Source organism: Azospirillum mesophilum (genome assembly GCF_053470405.2).
Map to the genome: position 1 here is coordinate 74,745 of NZ_JBPXMQ020000006.1, position 14,696 is coordinate 89,440.

Annotated in this window: 13 protein-coding genes and 1 tRNA gene; 11 read left to right on the forward strand and 3 right to left on the reverse strand. The window is 68.0% G+C overall.

What is annotated here, in order from left to right; all coding sequences use genetic code 11:
* Positions 1-168 precede the first annotated feature (168 nt).
* The 3 genes from gyrA to ACSVC7_RS08795 all read left to right on the forward strand — a co-directional run bounded on the left by gyrA (position 169) and on the right by ACSVC7_RS08795 (position 3,781).
* A complete protein-coding gene (gyrA, locus tag ACSVC7_RS08785; protein ID WP_448206543.1) occupies positions 169-2,970 on the forward strand; it encodes a DNA gyrase subunit A in 2,802 nt (933 codons plus the stop codon).
* A 22-nt stretch (positions 2,971-2,992) separates the two neighbouring features.
* Positions 2,993-3,538 (forward strand): pantetheine-phosphate adenylyltransferase, encoded by a 546-nt coding sequence (gene coaD / locus ACSVC7_RS08790; RefSeq protein WP_448206544.1) that lies wholly within the window; start codon positions 2,993-2,995, stop codon positions 3,536-3,538.
* A 167-nt stretch (positions 3,539-3,705) separates the two neighbouring features.
* Positions 3,706-3,781: transfer RNA gene (locus ACSVC7_RS08795), tRNA-Lys, on the forward strand.
* A gap of 111 nt (positions 3,782-3,892) precedes the next feature.
* Here the strand turns inward: ACSVC7_RS08795 and rpoH are convergent.
* The gene (gene rpoH / locus ACSVC7_RS08800) at positions 3,893-4,777 is read right to left on the reverse strand and encodes an RNA polymerase sigma factor RpoH (protein WP_448206545.1); all 885 of its coding nucleotides are present in this window, start codon (positions 4,775-4,777) and stop codon (positions 3,893-3,895) included.
* Positions 4,778-5,089: 312 nt separating this feature from the next.
* Here rpoH and ACSVC7_RS08805 point away from each other — a divergent pair, with 312 nt between their 5' ends.
* Genes ACSVC7_RS08805 through pseG form a run of 4 tightly spaced genes read left to right on the forward strand, consistent with a single transcriptional unit; the run spans position 5,090 to position 9,302 of the window.
* Positions 5,090-6,499, forward strand: a complete 1,410-nt coding sequence (locus ACSVC7_RS08805) for a cytochrome ubiquinol oxidase subunit I (RefSeq protein ID WP_448206546.1) — start codon at positions 5,090-5,092, stop codon at positions 6,497-6,499.
* Positions 6,500-6,503: 4 nt separating this feature from the next.
* Positions 6,504-7,511 carry a cytochrome d ubiquinol oxidase subunit II gene (cydB, locus tag ACSVC7_RS08810; protein WP_448206547.1) on the forward strand — a complete coding sequence of 336 codons (1,008 nt, stop codon included), beginning with the start codon at positions 6,504-6,506 and terminating at the stop codon, positions 7,509-7,511.
* Between the two features lie 49 nt (positions 7,512-7,560).
* Positions 7,561-8,238 carry a hypothetical protein gene (locus ACSVC7_RS08815; protein WP_448206548.1) on the forward strand — a complete coding sequence of 226 codons (678 nt, stop codon included), beginning with the start codon at positions 7,561-7,563 and terminating at the stop codon, positions 8,236-8,238.
* 14 nt (positions 8,239-8,252) lie between these two features.
* Positions 8,253-9,302, forward strand: a complete 1,050-nt coding sequence (gene pseG, locus ACSVC7_RS08820; RefSeq protein ID WP_448206549.1) for a UDP-2,4-diacetamido-2,4,6-trideoxy-beta-L-altropyranose hydrolase — start codon at positions 8,253-8,255, stop codon at positions 9,300-9,302.
* Here pseG and ACSVC7_RS08825 read toward each other — a convergent pair.
* Both ACSVC7_RS08825 and ACSVC7_RS08830 read right to left on the reverse strand, forming a co-directional pair.
* Complete coding sequence (locus tag ACSVC7_RS08825; RefSeq protein ID WP_448206550.1) at positions 9,289-10,059, reverse strand: SDR family NAD(P)-dependent oxidoreductase; 771 nt, start codon at positions 10,057-10,059, stop codon at positions 9,289-9,291. The genes pseG and ACSVC7_RS08825 overlap by 14 nt on opposite strands.
* A gap of 6 nt (positions 10,060-10,065) precedes the next feature.
* Positions 10,066-11,148 (reverse strand): 3-oxoacyl-ACP synthase III family protein, encoded by a 1,083-nt coding sequence (locus tag ACSVC7_RS08830; RefSeq protein ID WP_448206551.1) that lies wholly within the window; start codon positions 11,146-11,148, stop codon positions 10,066-10,068.
* Between the two features lie 112 nt (positions 11,149-11,260).
* Between ACSVC7_RS08830 and ACSVC7_RS08835 the strand changes: the two genes are divergently transcribed.
* The 4 genes from ACSVC7_RS08835 to ACSVC7_RS08850 all read left to right on the forward strand — a co-directional run bounded on the left by ACSVC7_RS08835 (position 11,261) and on the right by ACSVC7_RS08850 (position 14,694).
* Entirely contained in the window at positions 11,261-12,403 is a 1,143-nt protein-coding gene (locus ACSVC7_RS08835; RefSeq protein WP_448206552.1) for an aromatic ring-hydroxylating oxygenase subunit alpha, read from the forward strand.
* Entirely contained in the window at positions 12,400-13,170 is a 771-nt protein-coding gene (locus ACSVC7_RS08840; RefSeq protein ID WP_448206553.1) for an SDR family NAD(P)-dependent oxidoreductase, read from the forward strand. Before ACSVC7_RS08835 ends, ACSVC7_RS08840 begins: the two co-directional genes overlap by 4 nt.
* A gap of 127 nt (positions 13,171-13,297) precedes the next feature.
* The gene (locus ACSVC7_RS08845; RefSeq protein ID WP_448206554.1) at positions 13,298-13,849 is read left to right on the forward strand and encodes a GNAT family N-acetyltransferase; all 552 of its coding nucleotides are present in this window, start codon (positions 13,298-13,300) and stop codon (positions 13,847-13,849) included.
* Positions 13,850-13,986: 137 nt separating this feature from the next.
* On the forward strand, positions 13,987-14,694 hold the full coding sequence (locus tag ACSVC7_RS08850) for a sugar phosphate nucleotidyltransferase (RefSeq protein WP_448206555.1): 708 nt from the start codon (positions 13,987-13,989) through the stop codon (positions 14,692-14,694).
* The last annotated feature ends 2 nt before the right edge of the window (positions 14,695-14,696 follow it).

A 14,696-nucleotide genomic window follows, 5' to 3' on the forward strand; every position in this document is an offset into this window, starting at 1 on the left:
CCAGACCCTGGGAACTCCAGAATTCGGGAACCGGCCGGGACGTTGTGTGCACATGCGAAAGCTGGTAGGGATTCCTATATTACATGCAGCGGCCCGCTGGGCCGTGCGGAAGTGCCAATTTTCGAGCCGCTTGAGCATCGCCGCAGCCCGTAGAATGAGTTTGTCTCCTTGAGCACGACGCCCCTTCCTCCCGCCTCCGATATCGCGCCGGTCACGATCGAAGACGAGATGCGCCGGTCGTATCTCGATTACGCGATGAGCGTGATCGTCAGCCGCGCGCTGCCCGACGTCCGCGACGGCCTGAAGCCCGTCCACCGGCGCATCCTCTACGCGATGAAGGAGGGCGGGTACGACTCGACCAAGCCCTACAAGAAGTCGGCGCGCATCGTCGGCGACGTGATGGGTAAATACCACCCGCACGGCGACAGCGCGATCTACGACGCCATGGTCCGCATGGCGCAGGACTTCTCCATGCGCCTGCCGCTGATCGACGGGCAGGGCAACTTCGGCTCGATGGACGGCGACCCGCCGGCGGCCATGCGCTACACCGAGGCGCGGCTGGCCAAGGCGGCGGAGGCGCTGCTCGACGACATCGACAAGGACACGGTCGATTTCCAGGCCAACTACGACGATTCGGGCAAGGAGCCCACGGTCGTCCCGGCGCGCTTCCCGAACCTGCTGGTGAACGGCGCCGGCGGCATCGCCGTCGGCATGGCGACCAACATCCCGACCCACAATCTGGGCGAGGTGGTGGACGCCTGCTGCGCCTACATCGACAACAACGACATCACCGACGACGAGCTGATGGAGTTCGTGCCGGGGCCGGACTTCCCGACCGGCGGCCTGATCCTGGGCCGCTCGGGCATCCGCTCGGCGCTGACGACCGGCCGCGGCTCGGTCATCATCCGCGCCAAGACCGAGATCGAGGAGATCCGCAAGGACCGCCTTGCCATCGTCGCGACGGAAATCCCGTACCAGGTCAACAAGTCCAAGCTGCTGGAACGCATCGGCGAGGTGGTCAACGACAAGACCATCGAGGGCATCGCCGACCTGCGCGACGAATCCGACCGCGACGGCGTGCGCGTGGTCGTCGAGCTGAAGCGCGACGCCGTGCCCGACGTGGTGCTGGCCCAGCTGTTCCGGCACACGCAGCTCCAGACCTCCTTCGGCGTCAACATGCTGGCGCTGAACGGTGGCCGTCCGGAGCTGATGAACCTGCGCCAGATCATCGAGGCGTTCGTCCGGTTCCGCGAGCAGGTCATCACCCGCCGCACGGAGTTCCTGCTGGGCAAGGCGCGCGAGCGTGCCCACACCTTGGTCGGTCTGGCGGTCGCCGTCGCCAACCTGGACGACATGATCGCGCTGATCCGCAGCGCCCCCGACCCCGTCTGGGCGCGCGAGCGGATGATGGAGCGCGAGTGGCCGGCGATGGACGTCGCCCCGCTGATCGAGCTGATCGACGAGCCGGGCCGGGGCGTCAGCGAGAACGGCACCTACCGCCTGTCCGAAGAGCAGGCCCGCGCCATCCTCGACCTGCGCCTGCACCGCCTGACCGGGCTGGAGCGCGACAAGATCGGCGCCGAGCTGACGGACGTCACCGACCAGATCGCCGATTACCTGGAGACGCTGGCGAACCGCGCGAAGCTGCTGGGCATCCTGCGCGACGAGCTCGTGGAGATGAAGGAGCGGTTCGGCACCCCGCGCCGCACCGAGATCCAGGAGCTGGAGTTCGAGGCCGACATCGAGGACCTGATCCAGCGCGAGGACATGGTCGTCACGGTCAGCCAGTCCGGCTATGTGAAGCGCGTGCCGCTGTCCACCTACCGCGCGCAGAAGCGCGGCGGCAAGGGCCGGTCCGGCATGTCGATGAAGGCGGAGGACGCGGTCAGCGACCTGTTCGTCGCCAACACGCACACGCCGCTGCTGCTCTTCTCATCGCGCGGCATGGTCTACAAGCTGAAGGTCTACCGCCTGCCACTGGGCAACCCGCAGGCGCGCGGCAAGGCCTTCGTCAACCTGCTGCCGCTGATCGACGGCGAGACGATCACCACCGTCCTGCCGCTGCCCGAGGACGAGGCCGTCTGGGCCAACCTGCACGTGGTCTTCGCCACGTCGAAGGGCAACGTGCGCCGCAACCGCATGTCGGACTTCGCCAACATCCGCTCCAACGGCCTGATCGCCATGAAGCTGGAGGAAGAGGGCGAGCGCCTGATCGCCGTTCGCACCTGCTCGGAAGCCGACGACGTGCTGCTGGCGACCAACGGCGGCAAGTGCATCCGCTTCGAGGTTGGCGACGTGCGCGTCTTCGCCGGCCGTACCTCCACCGGTGTGCGCGGCATCCGCCTGTCGGACGGTGACGAGGTCATCTCCATGACCACGCTGCACCACGTCGACGCCACGCCGGAGGAGCGCGCCGCCTACCTGAAGCGCAAGCGCGAGGAAGGCGTGGACATGGAAGGCGAGGCGGCGCCGGAGGCCGACGAGGTCCCGACCGAGGCCGTCACGCTGACGCAGGAGCGCTACGAGGATCTGAAGCGCCAGGAACAGTACATCCTGACGGTGACCGAGCGCGGCTATGGCAAGCGCACTTCCTCCTACGAGTACCGGGTGACCGGCCGCGGCGGCCAGGGCATCTGGAACATGGAGATGGGCGAGCGCAACGGCGCCATCGTCGCGGCCTTCCCGGTGGAAGGCACGCACCAGGTGATGATGGTCACCAACGGCGGCCAGGTCATCCGCATGCCCATCCACGACGTGCGCATCGCCGGCCGCAAGACGCTGGGCGTCACCCTGTTCCGCGTCGGCGCGGAGGAGCGCGTGGTCTCCGTCGCCTCCATCGCGGAGGATGAGGACAACGGGAACGGCACCAACGGCGGGAACGGCAACGGCCTGTCCGAAAACGGTGCCGGCGAGAACGGCGCCACGGATGCCGGCGTTACCGAAAGCGACTCCGACGGTCTGAGCGAATAAGAAAGGGCGGAAGGGTACTCCCATGGCGAAGCGCCGCATCGGTGTCTATCCCGGCACCTTCGACCCGATCACCAACGGGCACCTGGACATCATCCAGCGCGCCTCGCGGCTGGTCGATCACCTGATCGTCGGCGTTGCCCGCAACGCCGGCAAAGGCCCGCTCTTCTCCACCGACGAGCGGGTCGCCATGGTGCAGGAGGATGTGGCCGCCCTGAACAACGGCGCCAGCATCGAGGTGCGGGCTTTCGACACGCTGCTGATGCAGTTCGCGGTGGAGAGCAACGCCAACGTCATCATCCGCGGCCTGCGCGCCGTCTCGGACTTCGAGTACGAGTTCCAGATGGCGGGCATGAACGCGCGCCTGAACCCGAAGGTCGAGACCATGTTCCTCATGGCCTCGGAGAAGCACCAGTTCATCTCCTCACGTTTCGTGAAGGAGATCGGGCGCCTCGGCGGCGACATCCGCCACTTCGTGAGCCCCCGCGTTGCCGAGCACCTCACCGAGCGTTTCGCCCTGGAAGCCGGCAACGGCGACAACAGCAAGCAGGTCCAGACGCTGAAGCAGTAACCGGCCGGGGCGTGCCGGAGGGGCTATCGGAAAAGCCTGGGGAAAGGCCTGGGGTTGACGGGCAATTTTTGTGCGCCAAGCCCAACCCGATGGTTGACCGAAAAGCCATCCCCCCCTATGGTGCGGCCCTCACCGCCACCCGCACCAGCCAGGGTGCCGCGATCTGTGATCCGGTAGCTCAGTCGGTAGAGCACGTGACTTTTAATCATGTGGTCGTGGGTTCGAATCCCACCCGGATCACCAACCGATTCAAGGCTTTGGCCTTCCTGAAGGGGTCGCTTCGGCGGCCCCTTCGGCGTTTTGGGGCACAAAGCAACGCCCGAGGGGACGGTCGGCGTCCCCTCGGGCTGTCACTCACGCGTTCGCAAGCACCTTGCCGCCGCCCGCCTGCTGGCGGGCCTGGGCCATTACGGCCTTCTGGACCTTTTCGAAGGCGCGAACCTCCAACTGGCGGACGCGCTCGCGCGAGACGTGGAAGTGCTGGCTCAGCTCTTCCAGGGTCAGCGGTTCCTCGCGCAAGCGGCGGGCAACCAGGATCTGCCGCTCTCGGTCGTCCAGCACGCCCAAGCCCAGCTTCAGGAACTGGGCGCGACGGGCGCGTTCCTCGGTGCCGGCCAGGATGGCTTCCTGGTCCGGGCGCTCGTCGGTCAGCAGGTCCTGCCATTCGCTGTCGCCGTCCTCGGCCAGAGGGGCGTTCAGCGAGCGGTCGTAGCCCAGGCGGCGGTTCATCTCCACCACCTCGGCCTTGGACACGCTCAACTCCGTGGCGATGCTGTCCACCGCCTCCGGCGACAGGTCGCCGGTCTCCAGGTCGTGCATGCGGGCCTTCAGGCGGCGCAGGCTGAAAAACAGCTTCTTCTGCGCCGCGGTGGTGCCGATCTTCACCAGCGACCAGTTGTGCAGCACGTATTCCTGGATCGCCGCGCGGATCCACCAGCTGGCGTAGGTGGCGAAGCGGAACCCCTTGTCGGGGTCGAACTTCTGCGCCGCCTGCATCAGGCCGACGTTGCCCTCGGCGATCAGGTCGGTTAGGGGCAGGCCATAGCCCTGATAGCCCCGTGCCATCTTGAAGACAAGGCGCAGGTGGCTGCCCACCAGCGTGTCGAGCGCCGCCCGGTCCTGCGCGTCCCGCCAGCGGACGGCGAGGTCACGCTCCTGCTCGGGCGTCAGGTACTGGTACTTGCGGGTTTCCTTCAAAAAGAGGTTGAGGGGTTCGCCAGAAACAACCTGTTCCGTCAAAGACCATCTCCCGTTCCGGCATCCGTGAACGCCCTGCGAACTCCGCCGGACCCCGGTCGATTTCCCCTTCGGTCAGCCGCGTAAGGACCAGGGGAACGGGGAACGGTCGGCTTTTGGCCCAGGGCCAGCCAGTCAATGGGTGGATGTCGGGAAGAGCTTATAAATGGTCAGGGGAGGCTGTCCTTCAAGAGGGCGTGGGGAGAATAAATTACCCCGCGGGAGACCGGGAACCCGACGGCTGCGGTTGCGTTGGCAGGCAAAAGCCGCCCCCGTGATCCGCCCCATGATGCCGTTGCCGAAGGGCCCTTGCCCATGGACCTCGACCCGCTGATCCTATCGCGAATCCAGTTCGCCTTCGTGATCTCCTTCCACATCCTGTTTCCGGCGTTCACCGTGGGGCTGGCCTGCTGGATCGCGGTGCTGGAGGCGCGCTGGCTGTTCAGCGGCCGGGCGCTCTACCGCAGCCTGGCCGAGTTCTGGACCAAGATCTTCGCCATCTCCTTCGGCATGGGGGTGGTGTCGGGCATCGTGATGACCTACCAGTTCGGCACCAACTGGTCCCGCTGGTCGGACATCGTGGGCAACGTGCTGGGACCGCTGATCCAGTACGAGGTGGTGACCGCCTTCTTCCTGGAGGCCGCCTTCCTTGGCATCCTGCTGTTCGGCCGCGACCGCGTGCCGCGCGGGATCCATTTCCTGTCGGCGGTGCTGGTGGCGTCGGGGACGGTGCTGTCCTCCTTCTGGATCCTGTCGGCCAACAGCTGGATGCACACCCCGGCGGGGGCGGAGCTGCGGGATGGGAAGTTCTACGTCACCGACTGGTGGCAGGTGGTCTTCAATCCCTCCTTCCCCTACCGGCTCAGCCACATGCTGACGGCGATGTTCCTGACCACCAGCTTCGTGGTGGCGGGCATCAGCGCCTTCTACCTGCTGAAGAACCGCTATCTGGACCATGCGCGCGTGGGGCTCAACATGGCGCTGGGGCTGATCACGGTGCTGGCGCCGCTCCAGATTTTTCTGGGCGACATGCACGGGCTGAACACGCTGGACCACCAGCCGGCCAAGATCGCCGCCATGGAAGGCCATTGGGAGGGTGGGGCGCGGGCGCCGCTGATCCTCTTCGCCATCCCCGACGTGGAGCAGGAGAAGAACCACTGGGAGGTCGCCATCCCCGGCCTGTCCAGCATCATCCTGACCCACGAGATCGAGGGCAAGGTGCCGGGCCTGAAGAATTTCCCCGCCGACCAGCGCCCCAACCCGGAGATCCTGTTCTGGACCTTCCGCATCATGGTTGGGATTGGCCTGCTGATGCTGCTGATCGCCGTGGTCCATCTGGTGCTGCGGGTGATGGGGCGGCTCTACCGGCCCGGCTGGTTCCACCGGGTTCTGGTGGCCTGCATGCCCATCGGCTTCGTGGCGATCCTGGCCGGCTGGTTCACCACGGAGATCGGGCGCCAGCCCTGGGTGGTCTACGGCCTGATCCGCACGTCGGACGGCGTGACGCCGGCGCTGACCACGGGGGCGGTGCTGACCTCGCTCATCACCTTCATGGTGGTCTATGCGATCATCTACGGGTCCGGGACATACTACCTGATCCGGCTGCTGAAGATCGGGCCGACCGTGATGCACGACGAGGATCTGGAGCCCCAGGCCGTGCAGGAGGCGCTGCGGCCCAAGCGGCCCTTGTCGCTCCCCGACGAATCCATCGAACCGGCGGAGTAAGCCCATGGAAGGCAGTCTCCTCACCCTCGCCTGGGTCGGCATCGTCGGCTTCGCCGTCTTCATGTATGTGCTGATGGACGGCTTCGACCTGGGAATCGGCATCCTCTATCCCTTCGTGCCGAGGGAGGAGGACCGCGACGTCATGATGAACTCCGTGGCGCCGGTCTGGGACTTCAACGAGACCTGGCTGATCCTGGGCGGAGCGGGGCTGTTCGCCGCCTTTCCCATCGCCTACGCGGTGGTGCTGCCGGCCATGTACCTGCCACTGCTGCTGATGCTGATCGCCCTGGTCTTCCGCGGCGTGGCCTTCGAGTTCCGGTTCAAGGCGCGCACCAGCCGGCACTGGTGGAACAAGGCCTTCTTCCTGGGCTCGCTGCTCGCCACCTTCGCGCAGGGGGTGGTGCTGGGCACCTTCATCCAGGGGATCGAGGTGAAGGGGCGCAGCTTCGCCGGCGGGATGCTCGACTGGCTGACGCCCTTCAGCCTGTTCTGCGGGCTGGCGCTCATCGCCGGCTATGCCCTGCTGGGCAGCACGTGGCTGATCTGGCGGACCATCGGGCGATTGCAGGACTGGTGCTTCCGCGTGGCGCGGCGGCTGATGATCGCGGTGCTGCTGCTCGTCGGCATCGTCAGCCTGTGGACGCCCTTCCTGGCGCCGGCCATCGCCCAGCGCTGGTTCTCCGTCCCGAACATCCTGCTGCTGTCGCCGGTGCCGATCATGGTCGGCGTGCTGGCCGTCGCCCTGTGGCGCGCGCTGGACGAGGGGAGGGAGGCTCTGCCCTTCGTGCTGTCCATGGGGCTGTTCGCGCTGTCCTACCTGGGGCTGGCGATCAGCCTGTGGCCGAACCTGATCCCGCCGTCGATCACCATCTGGCAGGCGGCGGCCCCGCCGGAAACGCAGGTCTTCCTGCTGGTCGGCATGGCGTTCCTGATCCCGACGATTCTGATCTACACCGCCTACAGCTATTGGGTATTCCGCGGCAAGGTGACGGGCGCGATCGGCTATCATTGACCACGCGGCTGGCGTACAACATTCACCCCTTGCGGCAGGAGACAGCGCCATGAACCAACAGACCGCCTTCGCCCCGGAGATCAGTTTCGCCGAGGTCATGCTGCGCAAGGGGGCCGAACTGCTCCAGGAGACCATGGGCGAGGGGCCGGAGGACGCGGTGGACATCATGGCCCGCCGCCTCGCCGTCGCGGCGACGGTGGACGCGCCGCTGGTCGTCCACGCTGAGGGCGGGGAGCGGCCGGAAATGTTCGCGGAGGCCATGCGCCTCACCGGCGCGTCGGCGGGGGAGCGCGCCGCGGCGCTCGCCGAGGCCCGGCAGGTGGAGCGCGCGGTGGTCTTCGAGTTCGACGGCACCGGCCCGCTGACCGGCAACCGTGTCGTGGCCGCCGTCCTGCGCCCCGGCGAACGGCATGACCTGCTGGAAGCCTACATCGCCATCGGCCGCATGCGCGACGGCGCCGCGCAAATGACTGTCGCCCCGGCGACCCTGCGCTTCGACGCCAAGGCGCTGGGGCAGACGCTGGCCCTGATCGGCCCGGCCGCGCAGAAGAGCGTGAACGCGGCCAACGCCGCCATGGCGCACGCGGCCGGCATCAACGCCCTGCCGGGGCACGAGGTCACCGGCCTGCCGGCGGCTCTGGTGGCGCTGTTCTGGCACGCTTTCTTCCTGTCCAGCGCCCGCGCCCGGCTGCGGCCGACGGGACCCAACGCGCCGACGCTGCACTGACCGGCTGGCGCCTCATGGATTCCGCGATCCTGCTGCGCGCGGACGCGAGCGCGTCCATTGGCACCGGGCATGTCATGCGCTGCCTTGCGCTCGCCGAGGCCTTGCAGGACCAGGGCTTCACCCCCCATTTCGTGGCCGCCGCGCTGTCCCCGGCCCTGGAGGAGCGCCTGCGGACCGCCGGGATGGGCGTCCACCGCATCGATGCCGAAGCCGGCAGCGGGGCGGACCTCGCCGGCACACTGGCTGTGGCGCGGGCGACCGGAGCGGTGGCGGCCATTGTGGACGGCTATCGATTCGGCGAGGATTGGCGGGCCGGGCTGGCAAAATCCGGACTGTGCGTGCTCACCTTCGATGACGCCGGGACGGGGGAGCCGCTGCACGCCGGCCTGATCGTGAACGCCGCGCCGGACGCACACCGCTTGCCCTATCGGCGCGGGAACCCGGAGGCCGTCCTGCTGCTCGGCCCGGCCCACGCCCCGCTGCGGCGCGAGGTGCGGGAGGCGGCGGCATCGCCTAAGGCCCCTCTGCCGGACCGCCGCGCCCTGCTGGTGACCTTCGGCGGATCCGACCCGCTCGGCCTGACGGAGCCTGTCATGGTCCGCCTCGCCCCGGCGCTGCCGGCCGGTGTCCGGCTCGATGTGGTGGTCGGCGGGGCCGCGCCCAACGCGGGCGCGGTCGAGGCGGCGGCCCGCCGGCTCGGCGACCGGGTTCGTGTTCACCGCGACACGCCCCGCATGGGGCACCTGATGGCCGAGGCCGGGCTCGCCGTGTCGGCGGCGGGCACCACCACGGCGGAACTGGCGGCCATCGGCACGCCGGCCGTTCTCGTCACCATCGCCGACAACCAGGACGAGGCCGCCCGTCAGTCCGAAGCGCTCGGCTGGTGCGCGCTGGTCGATGGGCGGTCATCCGACGCGCCGGAGCGGATTGCAGAGGTGGCGCTGGCGCTCTGGGCCAATCCGGCGCGGCGGCTGTCCATGGCCGAACGGCTGGCCGGGATCGTCGATGGTCAGGGCGCGGTGCGGATCGCCGAGGCCCTGCGCGAAAGCCTTACTGGGCGGTGAAGCCGCCATCCACGGGCAGGGCCGTTCCGGTGATCCAGCGCCCGCTGTCGGCCAGCAGATAGGCCACCGCGTCCGCCACGTCCTGCGGCGCGCCGTAGCCCAGCGGGTGGGCCGCCGCGAGCGCGGCGTTCTGCTCGGCGGGCAGCATCGCGAACTGCTTCTCGGCCTTGGCGCCCAGCACGACGGCGGGGGCCACCACATTGACCCGAATCTTGCGGTCGGCCAGTTCCAGGGCCAGCGATTGCGCCACCGACACCAGCGCCGCCTTGCTGGCCGCGTAGAGGGAGCGCCCCTTCTGCCCCTTCAGTCCGGCGACCGAGCCGACATAGACGATGGATCCGCCGCCGGGCGCGAACACGCCCTTCTGGTGGAACCCCCGCGCCAGCATCAGCGCCGCCCCGACGTTCAGGGTGAAATAGCGGTCGAACTGCGCGCGGTTGACCTGCCGCAACACCGAATAGCCCTGCTCCGACGCGGAGTGCACCAGCCCGTCGAACGGGCCGCCGGCCTCGGCCAGCCCCTTCATCCAGCCGGGGATCGCGTCCAGGTCGGTCAGGTCGAAGGGAGCGACGGCGTGCCGGTCCGGGTCCGCCAGCAGGGCGCGCGTGGCCTCCAGCGCCTCCGCCCGGCGGCCGACCAGCGTCAGCGCGGCGCCGAGGTCGGCCAGCGTGCGGCACAGCTCCCGGCCGATGTCGCTGTCGGCGGAGGCCCCGGTCACCAGGACGCGCCGGCCGGTGAGGTCGAGCGGGTTGCGCATGGCGGATTACGGCGTCAGGACGGGGAAGTCATCGGGAATTTCCTGAATTTCCGGTGCCGGGATCGGGCCGACGTCGGCCACCACCGCGCCCCAGGACCAACCCACCCCAAAGCCGGCCAGCAGTATCTTGCGGGTGCCCGTGGACAGCGCCTCGCCCAGGCGATGGCTGACCGCCAGCGGGATGGAGGCGGAGCTGGTGTTGCCGAAGTCGTGCATGTCCACGACGAACTTCTCCGGCGGGAACTTGGTCTTTTTGCGCAGATGCTCCAGCATGAAGGCGTTCGCCTGGTGCATGACGCACAGGTCGATGTCCTCAACGCCCACGCCGGCGAACTCCAGCGCCTCGCGGACCAGCGGCGGGACCGCGCGCAGCGTGAAGGCGAAGACCTCCGCCCCGTTCAGCGACAGGCGGGAATCGGCGAACATCCGCTCCTGCTTCTCCGGCGGCCAGGGCTCCTTGCCGGGCACCAGGGAGTTGCGCCGGCCGCCGGCCTTGACCCAGATGTTGCTTGCCCCGCCGCCGTCCGTGCCGACCACGACGTGGATCGGCGTGGCGTCCGGGGTGCATTCCAGTGCGGCGGCCCCGCCCGCGTCGCCGAACAGGGGCAGGGTGGAGCGGTCGCCCGGCAGCAGGTGGCGCGAGCTGGTGTCGCCGCACAGAACCAAGGCCCGCTTCCCCGACGACCCGCCGAGCAGCCGCCCGGCCATCCACAACCCGTAGACGAATCCCGAGCAGCCGAGGTTCACGTCAAAGCAGGCCGCGCTGGTCGGCAGGCCGAGCCGCTTCTGCATGACGCAGGACGTCGCCGGGACGTTGTAGTCCGGGTCCTGCGACACGAAGATCAGCACGTCGACGCTGGCCGGATCCCAGCCGAGCTGCGCCAGCAGCCCTTCCGCCGCCGCCACGCACATGTCCGACGCGCAGATGTGCGGCGGGGCGATCCGGCGTTCGTACACGCCGATGGTGGCCAGCAGCTTTTCCGCCTCCTCGGCGGTGAAAAGCGAATGGTCTTCCATGAAGGAATGACGGTGCGGCGGCACGGCGGCCCGGAACCCCGCGATGCGCACGCCTTCGATGATCCCCTTCACCGCCTACTCCCTCTATCATATGCTGACGGCCGCCAGCGGCGCGAATTCGGGAAATATTAACCGACCCGACGCTAGGCTCGAATGATTAACGAACCGATAAATGGGAAAAACCATGGACGACCGGGTTTTGCCGAGCCAGCTTTCACCGGGCCAGCTTCCCCCCTTGCCGACCACGGTCATCCCGCCCCAGCGCTATTCCGGTGACGCGGCTTATGCCGACGAAGTGGCGAAGATCTTCCGCCAGTCCTGGATGTTCGTTGGATTTACCGACGATTTGCGCAACGACAACGATTTCATCACGGCGGACATCGCGGGCACCTCGGTTCTCGTCCAGAACTTCGATGGGGAGCTGCGGGCCTACCACAACGTCTGCACGCACCGCTACTCGCTGATCCACCTGAAGCCCTGCGGCAACGGCAAGCCGGTCTGCCCCTATCACGGCTGGGTCTTCAACAAGGACGGCGTGCCGGTCGGCATCCCCGGCAACAAAGAGCATTTCGGCTTCGATGAGGAGGCCAAGCGCCGCCTCGCCTTGCCGCGGTTCGAGGTGGCGACGCGCGGCCGCTTCGTCTTCGTCCGGCTGGACGCCGGCGGCCCAAGCCTGGACGACCAGCTCGGCGCCTACGGCATCGTGCTCGACCACCTGTCGGAGACCTTCACCGACCGCATCGGGGACGAGGTGCTGCCCTGGGCGGCCAACTGGAAGGCCGGCGTGGAAAGCGTGCTGGAGGTCTACCACGTCGACGCCACCCACCCGGAAACCTTCAAGAAGTTCACCAAGAAGGTCTGGATCTGCTCCTACGAGAAGGAGCATTCGCGCGGCACGACCCACCTCGCCGACGGCAGCGTGCGCTGGTGGGACGGCGTGATCCAGAAGATGGGCCTGCCGCGCAGCGAGATGCTGCGGAACTACGACCACTTCTTCATCTTCCCGAACCTCGCCATCGGCATCACGCACGGGTCGCTGATGAGCGTGCAGACCTACGACCCGGTCGACCCCGACCACTGCAACCTGCATTACCGGCTGTTCCTGGGCGAGACCTCCAAGCCGCAGACCAAGGGCGGGGCCGCCCGCAAGGCGGTGGAGGACAACCTGCGCGGCTTCAACAGCCAGGTCCTGCGCGAGGATCAGATCGTGTCGGAGGCCGCGCACAAGGGCCTGAAGCAGGTCAGCCGCCCCGCCGTGCCCGGCTGGTGCGAGGAGCGCATCCACGCCTTCCACAAGGCCTATCTCGACCGCATGGCGGCGGAATGACAGGCTCTGGCGCTCCGCTGGTCGACCTGTCCGGCCGGCATGTCCTGGTCACCGGCGCCTCCGCCGGCATAGGGCGGGCGACAGCGGTCCTGGCCGCAAGGCTCGGCGCGCGGGTGACGGCGAACGGCCGCGACGCCGCCCGGCTGACCGAAACGCTGGCCCTGCTGACGGGGGAGGGGCACCGGGCCGCCCCCTTCGACCTGTCCGACACCGACGCAATCCCCGGCTGGATCAAGGCGCAGGCCGAGGCCGGCGGGCCGTTCGACGGGCTGGTCCATTGCGCCGGCGTGCAGGTCGGCAAGCCGGTGCGCAGCGTGGACCAAGCCTTTTTCGACCAGATCCTGCACACCAACCTGCTGAGCGCCCTGGCGCTGGCCCGCGGCTTCCGGCAGAAGGGCTGCCACGCGGAAACGGCGGCCCTGGTGCTCGTCTCCTCCGTCGCGGCGGAGATCGGGCAGCCGGGCAACGTGGTCTATTCGGCGGCCAAGGGCGGGCTGGTGTCGGCGACGCGCGGCCTTGCCATGGAATTCCTGCGCGACGGCATCCGTGTCAACTGCGTGGCCCCGGCCATGGTCGAGACGGAGATGATGGAGCGCTTCCGCCAGACCACCACGGCGGAGCAGTTCGACGCCATCCGCGCTGCCCACCCCATGGGCTTCGGCAAGCCGGAGGACGTCGCCGGCGCCATCGCCTTCCTGCTGTCGGACGCCAGCCGCTGGATCAACGGCGTGATGCTGCCGGTGGATGGCGGTTACCTCGCCAAGTAGCGATTGCAGTTTTTAGTTCGTAGGTTGGGTTGAGTGCAGCGAAACCCAACACACGCCGCCAAGCGAACGACGTTGGGTTTCGCCTGCGGCTCAACCCAACCTACAAATTTAAGATGAAGGGGATTTGATGATTCGCTTCCGCCGCCCGACGCTCGACGATGCTGAGATGCTGCTGCGCTGGCGCACGGATCCGGGGATCACCCGCTTCATGTTCACCGATCTGGAGAACCCCGACGTGGAGCGGCAGCGCGCCTGGCTCCAGGCCATGGAGCAGCGCCGGGACTTCCGCCACTTCATCATCGAGCATGAGGAACGCCCCGTCGGATATTTGTCCTACTCCGACATTGACGCGATCCACCAGCGCTGCTCCTCCGGATCCTACATCGTGGAGGAGAAGGACCGGCGTGCGGTCGCCGGCCTGCTGCACCCATTCATCATGGATTATTGCTTCTATGGGTTGGGGATGAACAAGATCGTCAACTACTTCATGGAAGGGAACGACGGCGTCATCCGCATCCAGCGTCTTCTGAAGGCACACGAGGTCGGCGTTTTGCGGCAGCATGTCTTCAAGTACGGCCGCTTCCACGACGTGTTCGTCTTCGAAACGCTGCGCAGCGAGTGGGAGTCCCACCCCCACCTGTTCCCCCGCGAAACCACGCTGGCGGCCTTCGCGGAGTAGCCCCCGGCGCGCGAAACTCGTGTACACCCCTACCGAATGTTTGACCTGTCCACCGTCAACGCGGTATGCGGCGGGTGTCGGGCGGCGCTGCGGCGCCGAGAGCAGGAAGGGGACCACCGGTGCGGCCTGAGGAAGCCTTGGCGGATATCGACGTCACGCTGCTGGCCGGCGGGCTCGGCTCGCGCATGCGGGGCGTGTCCGGCGACGCGCCGAAGGTGCTGGCTCCCATTGCGGGCCGCGCCTTTCTCGGCCATGTGCTGGACCATCTGGCCGCCTACGGCGCGCGCCGGGTGGTGCTGTGCCTGGGCCATCTTGCCGACCGTGTGACCGCCTGGCTGGCCCAGGGCGACACCAACGGGTCGCTCGACGTCGTCTGCCAGATCGAACCGAGCCCCCTCGGCTCGGCGGAGGCGCTGAAGTACATCCGCAAGGATCTGCGGACCGGCACCGTGCTGGTGATGAGCGGCCACACCTTCCTTGACGCGGACCTGCGCGCCTTCGTGGCCTCGCACCGCTTATCGGGGGCGGAGGCGTCTGTCCTCTGCGTGGAGGTGGAGGATGCCGCTCGATTCGGCCGGGTCGAGGTCGGTCCGGACAGCCGTGTCCGCCGCTTCTCCGACAAGGAACCCGGACGCGGCGTCATCAACGCCGGGGTCTATCTGTTTTCCGCCGCCTTCCTCGACCGGCTGGTGGCTGCCGACGCCGGGTCGCTCACCCGCGACGTGCTGCACAAGGCGCCGCCGGGCACGCTGAACGCCCACATCGCCAAGGCCCGCTTCATCGACATGGGCACGCCCGAAAGCCTGGCCGTCGCGGCCAGCGTGATCGGCGGCCGCGACACCTGAGA